This is a genomic window from Staphylococcus sp. FSL W8-0305, assembly GCF_037966415.1.
GTDB lineage: Bacteria > Bacillota > Bacilli > Staphylococcales > Staphylococcaceae > Staphylococcus > Staphylococcus aureus.
In genome coordinates this window covers 1,753,949-1,773,988 of the sequence record NZ_CP150198.1, presented here as the reverse complement: position 1 = coordinate 1,773,988, position 20,040 = coordinate 1,753,949, and the positions used below count along the sequence as shown (strand labels likewise).

Sequence of the window (20,040 nt, the reverse complement as noted above, 5' to 3'; positions counted from 1 at the left end):
AACTAAGAATTAAAATGTAAGTTATATCATTTGTGAAATTTCAATTAAATATTTTTCGACAAATTCTTGAAATTACTTAATGTCATCAACACTTTATAAAAAAACGGCGTATGCTTATATGTAAGAATGCAATTAAGAGGAGATTTTATAAATGAGTATGCAAAGTTCATATAAACGTTTAGTTAAAGTGCTACTAACGATTTTAGTGATTGTGTTTTCAATTTTACTAGTAGGTGGTTGGTATATTTTTAAAAATGAAGCACCTCGTCCAACAAAGATAGTAGATCAACAAGGTCATACGCTTGTTACAAAAGGCGAGCTAATCAGTGGGCAAGCGATATATGAGAAATATGGGTTAACAGATTATGGCTCCTACCTGGGCAATGGTTCCTACTTAGGCCCAGATTATACAGCAGAGGCATTACATCATTACCTGATTGGTATGCGTAAATATTATGCACAAGATATTTATCATAAGCAACTTCATAAATTAAATCATGCAGAGTTAGCCGTAGTTAAAGATAAAGTGATGAAAGAAATACGGATTAATCGTTATTCTGAAAAAGAAGATCAACTTGTATTAACGCCAGGACAAGTATACGGTCTAAAATATTTGCAAGATTATTATAAAAAAGAGTTTGTTAATAACCCTAAACAAGTAGGGTTAAATGAAAATATGATTAAACAGTTTCAAAATGATGATTATATGGTCGCAGGAAATAAAGTTGAACATTTAAGTCAATTCTTTTTCTGGGGTGCTTGGCTATCATCAACAGATAGACCTGGAAAAACATTTTCATATACAAATAATTGGCCATACGATGTGGATGCAGGAAATACGTTGCCTAGTGCAGGAATTTTATGGACTGCTATATCTGTAACATTACTGATTGCAGGCTTGGCATTCATTATATATATTCAAAAGCGTTATGAATTTGACATGAAGCCGACGTATGAGTCGGAACGGGAACTACCAAAGATTGAAGTAGATAGTAAAATCACTGATAGTCAGCGAAAAGTTGGGAAATATTTAGTCGTTGTCATGTTACTATTTTTGGTTCAAATATTATTAGGCGAATTACTGGCACATTATTATGTAGAGAATAAATTTTTTGGTATAGAAATACAAAGGCTCTTTCCATTTAATATTGCGAAGACATGGCATGTGCAATTAGTTATTTTCTGGGTTGCTACGACTTGGTTAGCAGCAGGAATATACATTGTACCTAAAGTATTGGGCAAAGAACCAAAGAAACAAGGCGTATTAGTAGATATCTTGTTTTGGGCCTTAATCATAGTTGTGATGGGCAGCATGATTGGAGAATGGGGTCATATTTTAGGTTGGATTGATTCTCATTGGTGGCTATTCGGGCACTTTGGTTGGGAATATATAGAATTAGGTAAATTTTGGCAAATATTATTTATAGTAGGTATGGTCTTATGGGTTATCATTCTTTGTCGAGGGTTTTTACCAGCTATTCGCAACAAAGTACAAGCGAATCATGATAAACGTCACTTATTGACGCTATTGTTTGTTGGAGCAATTGCAATTCCGTTATTTTATCTTGCATCATTATTTATAATGCCGAATTCACATGTGACGTTTGCAGATTACTGGCGATGGTGGATTGTTCACTTATGGGTTGAAGGTATATTTGAAGCATTTGCCGTAGTGTTGATTGGTTTCTTAATGGTTAATATGAAATTAACTACCATTGAAACGACGATTCGTGCATTATATTTTCAATTAATCCTATTACTAGGTACAGGTATTGTTGGTATGGGTCATCATTACTATTGGCAAGGTGATCATTCCATATGGCTAGCACTGGGTTCTTGTTTTTCAGCATTAGAAGTCGTGCCACTTTGTTTATTAATTTGGGAAGCATACACACACTATCGCTTATATAAGAAAAGTGACATCGCTTTTCCTTACAAAGGTACATTTATTTTTCTTGCTTCAACAGGATTGTGGAATGCAATTGGTGCTGGAGCATTAGGCTTTTTAATTAACACACCAGCAGTTAACTACTTTGAACATGGTACGCAATGGACTGCAGCACATGCCCATGGTTCTATGGCTGGCGTGTATGGTATGTTCTCAATTGCAATTGCGTTGTATGTTTTTAAAAATATTACTAAAAAAGAATTTTGGACACCGAAAGTTGAAAAATGGATTAAAATATCATGTTGGGCTTTAAATGTTGGCTTGGCAGGTATGGTGTTCATTACATTAATGCCAGTAGGTTATATCCAACTTAAAGATGCATTAGAACATGGTTATTGGCATTCAAGACTAACGTCATTTTATGAACAACCACTTGTAAAAGCAATCATGTGGGGTAGAATGCCTTGGGACATTATATTCACAGTAGGTGTCATTATATTAGTAGTTATTTTTATAAGGGGATACAGACACTTAAAACCAAAATACAGAGTATAGATCATCTTATTACTGAGTGATCTTAGTGTGTTTTAACGTTTGAGACGAAGAGATATTATACAATAGGATTCAAACTATAAGTTCTTAGATTATGTATATATAAAGAACAGTAAAAAGTAATTTTCTGATTGAAAATGTACTTCTCACTGTTTTTAAAGAAATTATGTCCTATAAAACGTCTATACTCCGGTTTATAACTGGAATATAGACGTTTTGATGTTTGTATTACTTTTTACTAGGAATATAAAACTGTGCATGACGATAATGAAATACGATGTCAGATGAATCAAAAGGTTTGCCAGTCATTGTATAAAACGTTTGGTGATAACGTAAACATGGTTCACCTGCAGATAATTGTAGTAATGAAGCTTCACTTGAAGTGAGTTGATCTACATTAAAGAAAATATCTGAAAAACCAATACGAAGTTTCATGTTTGATTCTAAATAATCGAAGATAGAGCCCTTAGCAATATCATCATTTAAATATTTCACGATTTCTTTATGATAATAAGAATATTCGATACATAAAACATCATCGTCCACGAATCTTAATCGCTCTAAATAGTAGACGGTATCATCTGCATTTAATTGGAGCTCATCTTGTACAGATTTAGGTGGCGTTGCAATCTCCTTAAAAACAAGTACCTTACTTGTCATTCGATGTTCGCCTAAACTTTTAGAAAAACCATTGGTCTTAAAAACATTGATACGATTTGCATCTGCAATATTTCTCACATAAATACCACTGCCTTGTGCTTGATAGATCAAACCATCTTGTTCCAATAAGCCTAATGCTTTAATGATAGTACTCTTACTTACTTGATAACGTTCTTTTAATTGCGTCACGCTTGGCAATTTATCACCGGGTTTGAAATTAGATTGATGTATAAACGCATTAAGTTGCTTAGCAATATGTTCATACTTTAACAATATTCTGTCCTCGTTTCACTTTGTCTGTAATTATTATAGCACAAAATATTATAATTGTATCGGCGTTTACAAATTGAACCGGTACAATTATAATTATGATAAGTCATATATTTCCATTCTATTATCAAGTTGAGGGGGTAATACTTATGGGCAATAAATATAAAGATTATGCTCAAGACATCCTTACAGCTGTGGGGGGTGTCGAAAATATTGTTAATGTATCGTATGATACGGTACGCATGACCATTCATATGCATCATGCAATTCCTTCTACTGCTAATGAAGTAACACAAATAGATGGCGTGGCGTCAGTTGATGAAAATGAAACACAGTTAGTTATCGTATTTAATGAAGAAGTAAAATATGTATATCAACAATTACAATTGTTAATGGACGACGCCAAGCATCAAGAAGATACGAATCATGATGCTGTGGATACTCAAGAAACAGAACAGAAAGCGCAAGCAAAAGTGACAACACCAATTTTAGTGAAAGCACCAATCGCTGGTCGTCGTATTTTACTTAAAGAAGTAAGAGATTCAATTTTTAGAGAGAAAATGGTAGGCGAAGGCTTGGCAATCAAAGCTCATGAAGAATCCAAAGTAATCGCACCGTTCAATGGTTTAGTATCTATGATTGTACCAACTAAGCATGCAGTTGGTATTCAATCAGAAGACGGTGTGGACATAGTCATTCATATTGGTGTGAATACAGTTGACTTGGAAGGTAAAGGATTCGAGTGCTTTGTAAAGCAAAATGATCGTGTTGAAGCAGGGCAAACGTTGTTACAATTCGACCAGCAATATATACAACAACAAGGCTACAATGCTGACGTTATTGTCGTTATTAGCAATTCTGCCGATTTAGGAAAAGTAGAACTGACAATGAATGAAATCATTACGACTGAAGATGTTATTTTTAAAATATTTAAAAACTAGGAGTGTGTTGTAATAATGACAAAATTACCGCAAAATTTTATGTGGGGTGGCGCTCTTGCCGCCAATCAATTTGAAGGTGGATATGATAAAGGTGGTAAAGGGTTAAGTGTAATTGATGTTATGACGAGTGGTGCACATGGTAAAGCACGTCAGATTACAGAATCTATAGATCCCAATCACTATTATCCAAATCATGAAGGTATTGATTTTTATCATCGTTATAAGGAAGATATTGCCTTGTTTAAAGAAATGGGATTGAAATGTTTACGTACGTCGATTGCTTGGACACGTATCTTTCCGAATGGGGATGAAGATGTGCCAAATGAAGAAGGACTTGCCTTTTATGATCGTATCTTTGATGAATTAATTGCACAAGGTATTGAACCTGTTGTGACGTTATCACATTTTGAGATGCCACTTCATTTAGCGAAACATTATGGTGGATTTAGAAATAGAGAAGTTGTCAATTATTTTGTGCATTTTGCGCGTGTTGTATTTGAAAGATATAAAGATAAAGTGACATATTGGATGACGTTTAATGAAATAAATAATCAGATGGACACATCAAATCCTATCTTTTTATGGACGAATTCTGGGGTAGCATTGACAGAAAATGATAATCCTGAAGAAGTCTTGTATCAAGTAGCACATCATGAACTTTTAGCCAGTGCTTTAGCGGTTCGTCTTGGTAAAGAGATTAATCCGAAATTTAAGATTGGAACAATGATTTCACATGTACCCATTTATCCATATTCGTGTCATCCGAAAGATATGATGGAAGCACAAATTGCGAATCGCTTACGTTTCTTTTTCCCGGATGTTCAAGTAAGAGGTTATTATCCAAGCTATGCTAAAAAAATGTTGGCACGAAAAGGATATGATTTTGGATGGCAAGAAGGGGACGACAGTATTTTACAGCAGGGCACGGTTGATTATATTGGCTTTAGTTATTACATGTCTACGGCTGTAAAACATGATGTTGATACTACAGTTGAAAACAACATCGTCAACGGTGGTTTGAATCATTCTGTGGAGAATCCGCATATCGCAACGAGTGATTGGGGTTGGGCGATTGATCCAGATGGCTTAAGATATACATTGAATGTGTTATATGATCGTTATCAGTTGCCACTTTTTATTGTGGAAAATGGTTTTGGTGCAGTTGATGAAGTGGTAGATGGACATATTCATGATGATTATCGCATTGAATATTTAAAAGCACATATTACAGCAGCGATAGAAGCAGTTGATCAAGATGGTGTAGATTTAATCGGTTATACACCGTGGGGAATCATTGATATTGTTTCATTTACAACTGGTGAAATGAAGAAACGCTATGGTTTAATATATGTTGATCGAGATAATGATGGTCGTGGCACGATGGAACGCTTGAAAAAAGATTCGTTCTATTGGTATCAACAAGTGATAGCATCAAATGGAGATAAATTATAAAGGTACATTATAAGTATTTTAGGGTTAGAGCCCGAGACATAAATTAATATGGTAGGCCCTAAAGTGTTATATTGGCAGGCCCCCAACATAGAAGCTGGCGGAAATACAGCTTACAATAATGTGCGAGTTGGCAGGCCCCCAACACAGAGAAATTGGAACACCAATTTCAACAGGCAATGCAAGTTGGCGGGGCCCCAACATAGAGAATTTCGAAAAGAAATTCTACAGGCAATGCAAGTTGGGGAAGGACAGAAATAAATTTTGCGAAAATATCATTTTTGTCCTAATCCCGTGATGTTAAAATTTTAAGAAAAAAATAATGCCACTAACTAAGTATGTATAGTGTTAATGTTTGAGTATTTATAAAAGCCTTTAACCAAAATTGATGACCTACTAATCAACGATAACGATATTGTTAAGTAGATGATTAGTGTCACAAAGAAATTAAAGTAACAGTCAAACATAGATATAAAGTACAGTTAGTGGCATTATATTTAGTGCTCTTTTTTAGCGACAAAAGTAATATAATTCATATCTTTACGCAATTTAGTCATCGTTTTAAACATTTTACAAAACATTGGTCGATTTTCTTTTTTTAAAGCATTGTTGATAATCTTTATAGTTCCAACAATACCTTCGTCATAAATTAAACCTTTTGGTGTCATTAAACTCATTGGACCAGTATGATAATGTACATGATTAAAACCAGCTTGATGATATAAATCTAACCAGCCAAGTTTCGTCTGCGGTGAGACATTGACATTAATTGCTGCAGATAATGATTTAACTACATGTGTGGCATGTGATTCATTAACGATGACAATATCATGTGTTAACAAGATACCCCCAGGCTTTAAGACTCGGTAGTACTCGCGTAATGCTTTTTCCTTTATGGCGATGGGTAACATTGTTAACATTGCTTCATTTAAAACGATATCGAATTGATTGTCATCAAAGGGCAATTTAACAGCATTCGCTTGTTGAACTTGAATATATGATTCAAGACCTGCTGCTGAAATATTTTCCTGTGCTTTTTCTAATGCTTTCTTATTTATATCAACGCCTTGAATGTGACAGCCGTATGTATGAGCTAGATAAATAGATGTTGTGCACATATTACATGCCACTTCTAACACTTGCTTATCTTGTGAAAATGCCCCTTGTTGTATTAACCAATCTGTTGCTTCTTTACCACCGGGGCGTAGACGAGTTTTTCCTAATTTAGCTAAAAATGTATGACCAGCTTCTTTGGACATAACATAACCTCCTTTTAATTGATAATTATTATCATTAATATAGCATATTTATATGCGATAATTTGGAAGTTAACAAGATTACAAAAAATTGTCACTTCATTTATAACTAAACATGAGTCTTCAAGCATAGGTTTAGTGGAAAATTATTTCTAATAGATGATGTTTTATAAAGATAAAAAAGCACAGCCATGATATACGAATGTTGCATGTTATATGCTAAACCTTCATATCATAGCTGTGTTTGATTCATTTAAACTTGATTTACTTCTTCTAGTAGAGGAATAGATGCTTGCGCGCCGTGTTTTTGTACAGTGAGTGAGCTCGCTTTATTACCAAAATCAATAGCATCTGCTAAGTTATCTTGCGACTTGTTTAAGCGACTGACAAATGCACCAATAAATGTGTCGCCTGCAGCAGTTGTATCAATCGCATTTACTTTATAAGCTTCGATGTGTTGGCTTTGATTTTTAGTAGCAAAATATGTACCTTGCTTACCTAGCGTAATCAAAACAGTCTTAATGCCTAAAGATAAAAAGTAATTGGCATTGTCTTTCATAGATTGTTCATTTGTTACTTTAATCCCAGATAACAATTCGGCTTCTGTTTCGTTTGGCACAATAATATCGATTAATGACAATAATTCATTAGGTAATGCTTTCGCTGGTGCAGGATTTAATACAGTCGTCACACCATGTGCCTTGGCAATTTCAAATGCAGATATAATAGCCGGGATGGGTACTTCTAATTGTGCAACGACAAAGTCTGCATTGATTATAGCGTCTTTTGCGTTAATAACATCTTCAGGTGTCATCGTCATATTCGCACCACCATAAACATAGATGGTGTTTTGTCCTTCTGCATTCACAGTGATAAAGGCTTGGCCCGTTTTTGCTTCAGCTGTTTTGATAATATATGACGTATCAATATGAGCCGCTTTAAAATCTTCTAAGATGAAATCAGCAACGCCATCAGTGCCAATTTTAGTAATAAATGTTGTGTCTGCTTGCATGCGTGCAGTGGCAATAGCCTGGTTGGCACCTTTACCTCCGCCGAATGCTTTTTGTGCTTCTTCAACATGTAATGTTTCGCCTGGTTGTGCATATCTTTCAACTGTTAAAAATTGATCGACATTCGTTGAACCTAAAATAACAACTTTGTTGGTCATGTGTATGCTCCTTTCAAGTTATAATTTTTAAAAAGTAACATTCGATTCTAATGCAATATTAGAGTAGGGCGTTGTCTCACCAGTACGAATATTACCTTTATTTAATGGGTGAGCTAAGTTACTTTTCATTTCTTCGTGAGGAATGAAAATGATTTCGATTTCCGATGAAATCAATTGTTTAATTTGTTGCAATTGTGTAGGGTTATGTTCTTTTATTTCTTCTGCTAAGTATATTTTTTGGATTTCCATTTCTTCTAACACTGTAGCTAAGACATCAATAAAGCGCGGTAAGTTTTTTGTGACAGCTAGGTCGATACGACTATGATCATTTGGAATTGGCATGCCAGCGTCATTAATTGTTAATAGATCAAAATGACCAATTGTCGCGATTGCTTTTGAAATATGTTCATTTAAAACAGCTGATTTTTTCATGACATCTACACTCCTTATTTTATAAATACTGTAACAGAAGCGGCTACTAAAATGAGTACTAAGCCGATGATTGTAATAACCATTTCTTTTGACGTTTTATGTTGTTTTAAGAAATAAATACCAGTTAATGTAGCAAGCACAACGGATGTTTGAGAAAGAATAAATCCAGTTGCTAAACCATTCATATTAGGTTGTGCTGAAATAAGATATGTTAAGGCACCAAATGCAAAGAAGAAACCTGAAATAATTTGTAACCACGTAATTTTATTACGGAATGGATTCTCTGCTTTCATATTCATAAAGCCATAAATGACTGCAACAATTACCATACCCATTGCTTGAGGTAAAAAGGCAGTTAGGCCATCAATAGAAGTTGCTTGCGGTGCAGCTGAATATAACCAGTATCCAAATTCACCAATTAACAGAAGTACCACTGCACGACGTAAATTTTTGGCGTTACTTGCTTCTTTGCGTTCACTCCAAACTGTCATACGCGCACCAATTAGAATAACGACTAAAGCTGTAAATCCAATGATTTTATGACCAATGCCTGGCCAATTTCCTAATGCAAAGACACCCCATAAAGATGCGCCTAATAATTGGAATGCTGTTGTGACTGGCATGGCACGAGATGAGCCGACTAATTCGAACGCTTTAAATGTAATGATTTGTCCGAATCCCCATCCTGCACCTGATAATAAGGCGAATAGCAAATTGGTTCCAGTAGGAAAGCCACTTGATGTGACTACGGCTAATATAATAGCGAAGATTAACGTACCTACAGTAGCACCGATAATTTGATGTACAGGTTTACCACCAAACTTTGAAGCGACTGTTGGGAAGAAGCCCCAGCCAATTAAGGGGCCTAACCCGATAAGTAATGCAACAATGCTCATGTTATACACCTCACGATTTGTTTTTAGTAAAACGTTTTACCAGTGCCATCGTACCATTTTTATTTGTAAAATGCATGCGTTTTCATAAAAGCTGAAAACGTTTAAATCATATTTGAAAATTCATACATTATTATTTTAATTTCATAGTGAAATAATTATGATTAAAAACCCTCAGCATTAAAGCAACGCTAAGGGCCTAACAATGATGAGTATATTTCGGAAGATACGTAGTTAGTTTGAAAGATGATAGCCAGTTGTTGCACGAATTTTTAAAGTCGTTGGTAATTCAATCATATCAATGGATTTATCTAAGTGCTGTAATCGTTGAAGTAATAAGGTTAAAGATGTTTTGCCAATATCAGTTATAGGTTGTGCCACAGTAGTTAAAGGTGGCGAGACGTACGCTGCATAATCAATGTCGTCATAACCTATTAATGAGATATCTTTCGGGATACTGATGCCATGTTCAATTAGTCCTCGTAAAATGCCAATAGCGAGTTCATCGTTAATAGCGAAGATTGCAGTGGCAGATTGAACCATGATGTCATCAACAATGGTTAGCCCACCACGCTTAGATAATTCAGTATGGACGATTTGTGGTTCTGGCAATTGATTCGCGCGCAAAGTATCAACAAATCCAGCGACACGAGTCGACATATTCGCCATCATGTCATATGGTGCAACAATCATCATATTGTTGTGACCGAGTTCTATTAAATGTTGTGCTGCAAGTTGTCCGCCTTGATATTCATTTGTCCGAACAAAATCTGTATAGCCTTGATGGTCATTTTGATCCAGTACGACATAAGGTACATGATGTTTCTTTAGATAGTTATTTAGGGCGTCCGGGGATGAAATGTATTGTGCGATAATTAATCCGTCAATACCTCGATCAATTAAATGTTTAATATTGTCATACAAATCAGTTGCTGTAGATGTTAAAAAGCATAAATCAACATCAGATGGTTTATGGTCATGAATACTTTGCATCAGTGCTGAGAAAAACGGATTTGTTAAGCTAGGTAAAATGACGCCAATAGTTTGAATTTTACTGCCGCGCAATTGTTTTGCATGTTTGTTAGGGGCGTAGCCTAAACGTTCTGAAACAGCATGTACGTTTTTTATCGTTGTTGCGGAAAAACGACTATCATTATGATTTAAAATATGTGACACAGTTGTGACTGATACACCAGCTTCTCTAGCAACATCTTTAATTGACACTTTTTTCATATTATATTCCTTCTCTTTATTGTGTAATTAATCATACAGTTATATACCCGATTATTATATTCATCATATCATGATAAACATTTGATGACATATGAAGACGTGAATGACTTTTATTGTCTACAAACAGACGCCTATAGTATGCGATTAAGGTTGAGGCGAGAGAATATATTATTAAGGTTAATACCTTTTAATGGTTATGATAACTAGAATTTTAAAATGTTTATTGTGATGAAAAATACAAAAGTCATTATTTTAAAGAATAAAATATTTGTTTTTGAAAAAAGTATTAAAAAACATAACAAAATGATGTATATTGAACTATGTGATTGAAAAAATTTTTAATTAAGGCTTGTTAAAACTTAAGAGAGGATGTTTTTAAATGCAATTCAAATTAAAAGAAGAAGAGATTATTAGTTTTTTAGAATTGAAATATCCAGAAAAAGAGTTCGAATATGGTCGTTTGTTAGTTGGACAACATAAACGCGATGATTTAGATGTTTATTACTTTGGCGATACGTTTTTAATGTGCACGATTATTTCATTCAAGACATTTGAAATTAAAGAAACAGTAGAATTATCATATGATGCTGTTAATCGTATTGTGTTAAAAGATGGATGGTTATTTAGAAAAATGAGAATAGAAACAATGCAAAAAGTGTTAAAATACGGTACATCTAAATTAATGTTAACTGATTTTCAAAAGGACAATTATAATAAATATATTCAAGGTCAGAAACAACGCGTGATATTTGAAAATGGCCATTTTGTCTAATTGATAGTGAATAATAATTAGAATAAGCGAAGAACAATGAAAAATGTTCTTCGCTTATTTTTATAGAATTTGATGTATATCATTTTAAAGTGATAAAGATATTTCGAAACATAATTTTTCTATTATATTTAAGATTTAACTGTTTTTGGAATGATCATGTATGCAGACAATGAGCCGAGTATCATTAATACAATGCTGACGATGAATGTTACAGTTGCAGCTACACTTGGTGCATAGTTTAGTTGTAACATACTGAAAACTGTAGTACTTAGTGCTATACCAAAGGCGCCACCTAATGTACCACTCATTTTATATAATCCTGTAGCTAAACCAACTTTTTCATTTGGCATACTGAAAATTGCAATTGTAAGGCCGGGTGTTGCGACTAAACCATTTCCAATTGCGCAAATGACAAACCCAATAACAACAGCAATGATATATTGTGATGGTTGAAGTGATGTCATGCTAATAATAGTGATGCCGATGACAGGGAACAACGGACCAATGATGAGCATCAATTTGCCACCGAAACGTAATGTTGCTTTTTCACCTAAACGAATCATCGCAACTGCCACAATGGCATATGGCAATGTAACAAGTCCAGATTGCGCAGCTGATAAACCAAGGTGTGTTTGAGCATATATGAAAAAGACCACTGTTACGCCTAGACCGCTATTTAAAACAAAGTTATTTAAAAATGCACCAATGAACGGACGGTTGCGTAATACTGAGAAATCAATAAAAGGTACTTCATGTCGACGTTCGATGATGATGAATATCAGCGTAGTGATGATAAAAATGCTCAGACAAATGAATGAAAATGTACTAAACCAACCTTGTTCGAATCCTTGTGTTAACAATAATGTAAAGCTACCAATCATAACAGCGAAAATCGACATACCTTTGTAATCGAATGGATGACGGTGGCTATGTTGACTTACTTTTTCAGGTGTGCCTTTTAGAAGTAATATGGCAATGAAAGCAATGCCTATACTAATGATGAAATTCGTTTGCCATCCGAAATTTGTGGCAATTAAACCGCCGATAACACCAGCTAGGCCAATGCCCCCAACAGTACTAATCATTAGATAACTAATCGCTCGTCTTAAATGTTCTCCTTTAAATTGATTATTTAAAACGCCAACTGTTGAAGGTAACAAGATAGCTGCTGATAGACCTTGTAAAATTCTACCGATGATGAGCAGTGCAGTGATGTCCGATATAATTAATAGAAGAGATGCAAACATACTGATTATGAGACCCATGTATGTCATTCTCAGTTGTCCTATTTTATCAGCAATATCACCTGCAGCTACCATGAAGATACCTGTGGCGAAGGAAGTTAAACTAATAGATAAATTTAACACGGCAGGAGAGGTTTGATACGTTTGACCAACGAGAGGTCCTATATTAATAAATGATTGTGCAAACAACCAATATGTTAATGCAGACAACATAATCGCAATAATAATATTACTGCGTGGTGAAGATTGTGTGTTATTCACAGATGTCACTCCTTGTAAAAATTAAATATAGAAAGTCATGAGATGAGGTGAACGGATGTATAGATGATCGTTCACTCACACATAAGTCATGATTTCCTTACATATCATACCACAGTTATTGAGAATGAATATCAATTAATTGCTTGTATGATTGATTTTTTATAATATGTTTAAGTGAAACAGCTTTATTTGAAAGTGATTAAAGTAAATGAAGGTACAGAGGAGTGAGAACAATGTGCACAGGATTCACAATACAAACTTTAAATAATCAAGTACTTCTTGGACGCACGATGGATTATGATTATCCATTAGATGGTTCGCCAGCAGTGACGCCTAGAAATTATCGTTGGACATCTCGCACTGGCACGACAGGCCAAACCCAATATGGCTTTATTGGCACAGGAACAGATATGGAAGGTTTTATTTATGGTGATGGTGTTAATGAACATGGCGTTGCCATTTCAACACAATATTTCCGAGGTTATAGTTCATATGGATCAACACACAAAGCGGACGCGATGAATATTACGCAAAATGAAATTGTGACATGGATTTTGGGATATACAACAAGCATTGAAGATATGAAACAACAAGCATCCCAAATACATGTTGTAGCGGTATATTTAAATGATATCGGTGAAGTTCCGCCATTGCATTATCATGTTTCCGATGTAACTGGACATTCAGCCGAAGTTTCATTTAAAGAGGGTGAAGTGGTTATAAAAGATAACCCTATTGGTGTCTTAACAAATCATCCAGACTTAGATTGGCATTATAGTAATTTAAGACAATATATCAATATTTCTCCTTATCCAGCAACAGCAAAGTTATTGGAAGGTGTATCGATTGAACCTTTAGGCAATGAAGCAGGTACATTTGGATTGCCAGGTGGATTTACTTCAACTGAGCGCTTTGTGAGAATGGCATTTATGAAAGCAAACATTGCTCAAAACAATGATAAAGAAATGGATTTAATGAATGCATTTTATTTATTAGATGCGGTAAATATACCGATTGGAATTGTACGTCCGCATGATGCTGACAATCACTATACGATGTATCAGACCGTAATAAATTTAACTACAAGAACGTTATATATTAAGTATTATGGCAGCAATGAAATAGTAGCATTAAAGCTCACAGATGATCTAATTAATAGAAAAGATATGATGATTTTTAAGCCTGAGAAGCATATCACTATTAGAAAGTTGAATGACAATCAATAGCGATTGAAAATGGAATTTGGTTGATATGATTTGATGGATGATTACTATCATACATTAGCGTTGAACCGCGAACATGGACGAATGATTAGTTGTTAATTTTGAAAATTTATAAAAGCTTAAGCGAACGCAGTGAGAGATGTCATTTTAATATCAATGTATGGCTATTTTGTAATGACAATGTAATGAGTTTAGTAAAACATTTCGGGAATATTAAATAGTTGGAAAATGAGAATTAAATCCTTTACTCAGTTGTCTAATTCTTTTAGTATGTGCAGTACAGTTTAATTGAAAACTAACTTTAACTTTAATGGAGGATGTTTTATACATGAAAAAATTAACAGCAGCAGCGATTGCAACGATGGGCTTCGCTACATTTACAATGGCGCATCAAGCAGATGCAGCAGAAACGACAAACACCCAACAAGCACATACACAAATGTCAACACAATCACAAGACGTATCTTATGGTACTTATTATACAATTGATTCTAATGGGGATTATCATCACACACCTGATGGTAACTGGAATCAAGCAATGTTTGATAATAAAGAATATAGCTATACATTCGTAGATGCACAAGGACATAAGCATTATTTTTATAACTGTTATCCAAAAAATGCAAATGCCAATGGAAGCGGTCAAACATATGTGAATCAAGCAACAGCAGGAGATAACAATGACTACACAGCGAGTCAAAGCCAACAGCATATTAATCAATATGGTTATCAATCAAATGTAGGTCCAGACGCGAGCTATTATTCACATAGTAACAACAACCAAGCGTATAACAGTCATAATGGTAATGGAAAGGTCAATTACCCTAATGGCACATCTAATCAAAATGGCGGATCAGCAAGTAAAGCGACAGCTAGTGGTCATGCGAAAGACGCAAGCTGGTTAACAAGTCGTAAACAACTACAACCATATGGACAATATCACGGTGGTGGTGCGCATTACGGTGTCGACTATGCAATGCCTGAAAATTCACCAGTTTACTCATTAACTGATGGTACAGTAGTACAAGCAGGTTGGAGTAACTATGGTGGCGGTAATCAAGTAACGATTAAAGAAGCGAACAGTAATAACTACCAATGGTATATGCATAATAATCGTTTAACTGTTTCAGCTGGTGATAAAGTCAAAGCTGGTGACCAAATTGCATATTCAGGTAGTACGGGTAATTCAACAGCACCTCACGTACACTTCCAACGTATGTCTGGTGGCATCGGTAATCAATATGCAGTAGACCCAACGTCATACTTACAAAGTAGATAATACAGTAAATCCCAAGTTACGATATCATACGCAACTTGGGATTTTTTCGTTTTAATAATAGGTATAAGCCCATTGCTTGTCCTCTAAAACATGTTGATAAAAAGGATCTTGGCCAATTAACTTGATATCATCTGCAAGTGCTTCAACTTCATCTAAATGATGGGTAGTTAATATAATTAAACATTTAGATTTCATAATGTTAAGTAGTTGGTGGATGTCATGTCTAGATTTTAAATCAATACCAACTGTCGGTTCATCTAAAATAAGAATTCGAGGTTGACCTAGTAAACCTACTAATATATTAATTTTACGTTTATTCCCACCGGACAATGTAGATACTTTGGCAGACGTATCATCAAAGTTTAATTGCTGTAAATATTCGTTGATAGTTGTATCGTTAATTGGATTTTTACAAAGTGATTTAAAAAATTTAATGTTTTCAGCCACTGTCATGTGCTCAAATAACGCAATGTCTTGTGGCACATAACCGATGTGATTTTGTATTTGTCTTTGATTCCATTTTTCGCCGAAATAGTTGATAGTTCCATCATTAGCTTTTTCAATACCAGCAATCATACGAAGTAATGTTGATTTTCCAGCGCCATTATCACCAAGTAATACGGTTAAACGATTACTTTCAAAGGACATGGTTAAATGATTGAAAATCTGTTTGTTGCGGTAACGCTTTGAAAGGTTATTAATTTCTATCATCAGTTACGCTCCTTTACATGAAAATGCTCAAGTATACGATACCCATAGCAAGTGCATATATAAATGTCATGAATAATCGATGGCTTATTGTTTGAATATGGAATAAGATAAAGACGATACCTATCTCATAAATCAATATAAGTAGCAGTGATTTTAAGTAAAATATTAAGCTGAGTGGTTGAGACAAATATAGACTAACTGCCAATAGTACCAACAATAACAAAATAGTATGTGTCATTACATAAGTACTATATAGTTTGAAACGGCTTAAATGATATTGTGATAATCGTTGCAATGCTGCTTGTTGGTTTAAACGATAATGAAGTATTACTTGAACAGCGCTAACAAATAAAATCACCGCAAAGATTAAGCTAATTGAAATAGAGTGTTGTGCTTGTTTAGTAAGCGACACAAATTTGATTTTAGATTCAGGTATATGTTTATGATAGGACTTGTTGATAGCATCGATGGATTGATGCTGTTTCATATCCTCAAGGTGTTCATAAATAATGTTAGGAATTTGCTGTTCATATAATGAGCTACTGACAATTTCTACAGCAATACCACCTATAAAGTCATCTCTACCATATAACTGTATCGTTTCTTTCAAACGGTTCTCTTTTAATTTTTGAGAGAAACCTTTAGGAATTTGCATACTTAAAATAGCTTCCTTTTTAGTAACATCATCTTCAATATAGCTTTCATCTTCATCGACTTTTTTAATAGTTACATAGTCAGATTGTTTAATTTTATTGACGAATGATTTTGATGCAGTGGTTTGGTCTAAATCTTGAATGGTAATCGGTATTTTGAAGTTGTCATGTGCTACACGGTAACCCATACCAATAAGTACGAGTGCGATGACAATGGTTGTTACGAGCAAGATGTATTGTAACCATTGCTTGAACACAACAAGTTGTATATAAGGCTTCATTGACGATACCTCCAAACCAATACAGCTAAATTAATTATCAAAAGTGCGATGAAGCTAAGATAGAAACTAGGGTGCAGTTCTAAAATGTAGTTGTTTAAAATAATTTCTAACAATTGATTTGTTACAACTGCGAACGGTTGAATATTGAAAACGCCATTTGCTATATGTTGTAAAAAAATCGTAGGTATTGTTAAACCAGATAACACCAGGATGACAATAGCTAATATGACTTTACTAATACTATTCAACAAGCCTGTTGTTAAAAGTTCGATGATTAATAACCACAGTATTAAAAAGGTAACATAATAGCTTAAATGAATGGCTAACGTTGGCCAATTATATAATTCAAAGGTATTCGGAATACTGAACACAATCCAAACTACACCAACGATACTCCATAACATAGTATAAAACCATGTTATCAACGCACGAATGATTAATAAACGCTCTTTAGAAAAATGAAACATTTTCAATCGCGCTTTCAATACAGTATCTTGATTCATTTTCAAAACTGTAAATAAAGATAGTGCAAAGATGAATACCGTTGTTAAAAATCCTGTAATTGCATAATAACTGCCCGTATCGTATAAATGAATCGGTTCTAAGTTAAATGCACCTGAACGGTTTAATCCTGTAATCAGCAAATCAGTCATAACATTGATACTGTCAGAATGTGATGCTTTCGGTGCTAGGTCTTGAAAAGCTAAGATGCCACCCATTGACCGCATAAGGCGTTGGTAAACAGAATCTGTTAGCTGAGATAGCACGACACTTTTCATGGATTGTTGATCATATGTATATACTGAAATTGGTAGTTCACCTTGTTTATAAAATGCCTTGGTCATACCTTTATCAAAAACAAAATAGCCTTGAAGTTTCTGCTGTTTTAGCAAAGTATGTGCTTGCTTATCATCATATGCTTTAATGCTCACATTTTTACCTAGGTTACTCCCTTTACCAATAGAGTTTAAGATTAATTTCGTTTCACTTGATTGGTCTTTATCTACGACACCTATATTAAAATGATTGTCATCTTCTGTTACATGTTGGATTGTCGTTAATGTAATAAGGAGTGCCGCTAATATAAATAGTAAATAGATAATCAAATACCACTTTTTCAATAAAAAAGAGTGGTAGATGCGAAACAAATGTATTGTTTTCATTTAACCACTCCTCCAATGATAAGATTGAAAGGCAAGATGACCTTCCAATCTTATTTTTATATTTTAGTTATTTAGATGCCTTTTTTAAAATTGATTCAAACATTTTGCCGCCATTTTTTTCGATTTCTTTTTCAAGTTTTTCACGGTCTTTTGAAGATAGACTATTGAAATCTTTCGCACCACTATCATCAAAATCAATATCTGCTTTCAATTTTGTGCTAGATTTTAAAATGAAATTAATTGGTTCTTCAGCATATTTGATGCCGATATTTAACGTAGATTTCTGAGTGTTATTTTTTACGTCAGAATCTATATTATTTTCAAAAGTGAATTCATTTTCGTCGCTATATTTATCTAACGCGACAGTGATTTTACCTTTATCTTGACGTTTTGTGCCATCTACTTTTTCTTGGTTATCTAATTTGATTTTTGATTCATCATATTCTGTCTTTTTACCAAATTCGTATTTATCACTGTATTTATTGTCTTTTTCCTTAGAAGATACGCCTTTAATTGTATATTTCGCTTCAGCATACGTGTATTTATCTTGATCGAAATCAAGTGCGTAATCTAGTTTTAACTTATCGTCTTCTAAAGTATTAGTACCTTTGATTTTAGTTTTATTATTTTCTTTGTCTGTAATAGTAATTTCTCGTTTTACAATCGTATGTTTTTCGGTATAAATTTTAGATTGAATTTTAGCAAATTCATCCTTTTTAGTTTCTTTGACATCGTCAATTGCTTTTTTAATGTCTTTTTCAAAGTCTTTTGTAGTACCTTGTTCTTCCATTAATTTTTTAAGGTCTTTATCCTTTTTAGCTTCTTCTAATACAGCTAATGTAATTTTTTTAGTGTCAGCTCTGCTAAGTGTTAACGTGACAGGTCTAACTTTGTACTTTTCACCATTAACCTTAATTTCTTCTTTTTTACCTTTATCAAAATTATCGTCATCTAATTTGTCGACAATAAGTTCGGAATATTTTTCGGCAATTTTGCTGTAGTCACTTTGTTGTGCTTGAGCATTACTGAAAAGAGTATTTAAATTTAGTTGTTGGTTTGTAATACCATTTTCTTTTGCTGTTTCTTCATCTTCACCTGTAAGTTTTGAATAAGTTGATAATAAATCAGAATTATTAACACTATATTTCCCTTTAAATAATGGTGATTCGAAATAATGCTTATCTTTATCTGCAGCTAACTGGAATTTCCCTAATGCAGAGTCTGCTATTGTTGGTTCAAGATTAATCATTGATTTCTCTTTTTTAGGATCATGTCCATATGACATTTTAATTTTCGAAGCATTAACAACAGATTTAGGAATACCAAGCCCTTTAACAATTTCATCAGATGCATCTGCGCTTAATTCTAATGAAGATAAAAATGAATTATCTTTCATCTTTTCTTGGAACTTCACTTCGTTTTCAAAACGGTCATTAAAATAATCTTTATACATTTTTGCAGTTTGTTGTTCACTTTTTAAGTATGTATTTTTCGGTGTGTTTGCAAAAAATGCATAAACTCCCCATGCGATTCCACCTATTAATAATAAGACAATAATAATAGGAATTATAATTTTTAACTTTTTAGACATTTTGCTTCCTCCCAATTATTTATGAGTTAATCATATCAGAACAATACATTTTATTAAATGGTTTATTTTAAAATTTGTTTAAATTAATAGAATTTTAGTTATAATAATGTTTAATAAGTT

The 20,040-nt window shown here is 33.9% G+C and carries 18 protein-coding genes and 1 pseudogene; 8 read left to right on the top strand and 11 right to left on the bottom strand.

From position 1 onward, the window contains the following. Window positions 1-151: 151 nt before the first annotated feature. Window positions 152-2,443: a cbb3-type cytochrome c oxidase subunit I gene (locus NST10_RS08795; protein ID WP_000062636.1), complete on the top strand. Its 2,292-nt coding sequence runs from the start codon at window positions 152-154 to the stop codon at window positions 2,441-2,443. A gap of 225 nt (window positions 2,444-2,668) precedes the next feature. On the opposite strand, the gene NST10_RS08790 is transcribed toward NST10_RS08795, so the two are convergent. Next, window positions 2,669-3,373, bottom strand: a complete 705-nt coding sequence (locus tag NST10_RS08790) for a GntR family transcriptional regulator (protein WP_000922328.1) — start codon at window positions 3,371-3,373, stop codon at window positions 2,669-2,671. A 146-nt stretch (window positions 3,374-3,519) separates the two neighbouring features. Here NST10_RS08790 and NST10_RS08785 point away from each other — a divergent pair, with 146 nt between their 5' ends. After that, the gene (locus tag NST10_RS08785; RefSeq protein WP_000527262.1) at window positions 3,520-4,311 is read left to right on the top strand and encodes a glucose PTS transporter subunit IIA; all 792 of its coding nucleotides are present in this window, start codon (window positions 3,520-3,522) and stop codon (window positions 4,309-4,311) included. A 15-nt stretch (window positions 4,312-4,326) separates the two neighbouring features. After that, window positions 4,327-5,763 carry a 6-phospho-beta-glucosidase gene (locus NST10_RS08780; protein ID WP_000163995.1) on the top strand — a complete coding sequence of 479 codons (1,437 nt, stop codon included), beginning with the start codon at window positions 4,327-4,329 and terminating at the stop codon, window positions 5,761-5,763. A gap of 494 nt (window positions 5,764-6,257) precedes the next feature. Here the strand turns inward: NST10_RS08780 and NST10_RS08775 are convergent, their stop codons facing one another. Beyond that, window positions 6,258-7,019 (bottom strand): class I SAM-dependent methyltransferase, encoded by a 762-nt coding sequence (locus tag NST10_RS08775; protein WP_000031265.1) that lies wholly within the window; start codon window positions 7,017-7,019, stop codon window positions 6,258-6,260. Between the two features lie 18 nt (window positions 7,020-7,037). Between NST10_RS08775 and NST10_RS08770 the strand changes: the two genes are divergently transcribed. Beyond that, the gene (locus tag NST10_RS08770) at window positions 7,038-7,172 is read left to right on the top strand and encodes a hypothetical protein (protein WP_031788454.1); all 135 of its coding nucleotides are present in this window, start codon (window positions 7,038-7,040) and stop codon (window positions 7,170-7,172) included. 97 nt (window positions 7,173-7,269) lie between these two features. On the opposite strand, the gene rbsK is transcribed toward NST10_RS08770, so the two are convergent. From rbsK to NST10_RS08750, 4 genes are all read right to left on the bottom strand, one after another. Further along, window positions 7,270-8,184 carry a ribokinase gene (rbsK, locus tag NST10_RS08765; RefSeq protein ID WP_000182742.1) on the bottom strand — a complete coding sequence of 305 codons (915 nt, stop codon included), beginning with the start codon at window positions 8,182-8,184 and terminating at the stop codon, window positions 7,270-7,272. A gap of 27 nt (window positions 8,185-8,211) precedes the next feature. Next, a complete protein-coding gene (gene rbsD, locus NST10_RS08760; RefSeq protein ID WP_339209484.1) occupies window positions 8,212-8,616 on the bottom strand; it encodes a D-ribose pyranase in 405 nt (134 codons plus the stop codon). Window positions 8,617-8,630: 14 nt separating this feature from the next. Beyond that, the gene (rbsU, locus tag NST10_RS08755) at window positions 8,631-9,512 is read right to left on the bottom strand and encodes a ribose transporter RbsU (RefSeq protein WP_000029204.1); all 882 of its coding nucleotides are present in this window, start codon (window positions 9,510-9,512) and stop codon (window positions 8,631-8,633) included. 231 nt (window positions 9,513-9,743) lie between these two features. Next, complete coding sequence (locus tag NST10_RS08750; RefSeq protein WP_000757884.1) at window positions 9,744-10,742, bottom strand: LacI family DNA-binding transcriptional regulator; 999 nt, start codon at window positions 10,740-10,742, stop codon at window positions 9,744-9,746. A 150-nt stretch (window positions 10,743-10,892) separates the two neighbouring features. Here NST10_RS08750 and NST10_RS08745 point away from each other — a divergent pair. Both NST10_RS08745 and NST10_RS08740 read left to right on the top strand, forming a co-directional pair. Beyond that, window positions 10,893-11,072, top strand: a pseudogene (locus NST10_RS08745) (NADH-quinone oxidoreductase subunit L). A 49-nt stretch (window positions 11,073-11,121) separates the two neighbouring features. After that, complete coding sequence (locus NST10_RS08740) at window positions 11,122-11,514, top strand: hypothetical protein (RefSeq protein WP_001159764.1); 393 nt, start codon at window positions 11,122-11,124, stop codon at window positions 11,512-11,514. A gap of 128 nt (window positions 11,515-11,642) precedes the next feature. On the opposite strand, the gene NST10_RS08735 is transcribed toward NST10_RS08740, so the two are convergent. Beyond that, entirely contained in the window at window positions 11,643-13,019 is a 1,377-nt protein-coding gene (locus NST10_RS08735; RefSeq protein ID WP_001066551.1) for an MFS transporter, read from the bottom strand. 233 nt (window positions 13,020-13,252) lie between these two features. Between NST10_RS08735 and NST10_RS08730 the strand changes: the two genes are divergently transcribed. Continuing rightward, window positions 13,253-14,245: a linear amide C-N hydrolase gene (locus tag NST10_RS08730; protein ID WP_000337379.1), complete on the top strand. Its 993-nt coding sequence runs from the start codon at window positions 13,253-13,255 to the stop codon at window positions 14,243-14,245. Between the two features lie 325 nt (window positions 14,246-14,570). Then, entirely contained in the window at window positions 14,571-15,521 is a 951-nt protein-coding gene (gene lytM, locus NST10_RS08725) for a glycine-glycine endopeptidase LytM (protein WP_000736790.1), read from the top strand. Window positions 15,522-15,572: 51 nt separating this feature from the next. On the opposite strand, the gene NST10_RS08720 is transcribed toward lytM, so the two are convergent. The 4 genes from NST10_RS08720 to NST10_RS08705 all read right to left on the bottom strand — a co-directional run bounded on the left by NST10_RS08720 (window position 15,573) and on the right by NST10_RS08705 (window position 19,920). Continuing rightward, complete coding sequence (locus NST10_RS08720) at window positions 15,573-16,232, bottom strand: ABC transporter ATP-binding protein (RefSeq protein WP_000570080.1); 660 nt, start codon at window positions 16,230-16,232, stop codon at window positions 15,573-15,575. Window positions 16,233-16,245: 13 nt separating this feature from the next. Next, window positions 16,246-17,166: an ABC transporter permease gene (locus NST10_RS08715; RefSeq protein ID WP_000806123.1), complete on the bottom strand. Its 921-nt coding sequence runs from the start codon at window positions 17,164-17,166 to the stop codon at window positions 16,246-16,248. Beyond that, a complete protein-coding gene (locus NST10_RS08710) occupies window positions 17,163-18,329 on the bottom strand; it encodes an ABC transporter permease (RefSeq protein WP_000848773.1) in 1,167 nt (388 codons plus the stop codon). The genes NST10_RS08715 and NST10_RS08710 overlap by 4 nt, the downstream gene beginning before the upstream one ends. Before the next feature lie 67 nt (window positions 18,330-18,396). Continuing rightward, window positions 18,397-19,920, bottom strand: coding sequence for a DUF6583 family protein (locus tag NST10_RS08705; protein WP_000038530.1), 1,524 nt, complete (start codon window positions 19,918-19,920; stop codon window positions 18,397-18,399). Between the last annotated feature and the right edge of the window lie 120 nt (window positions 19,921-20,040).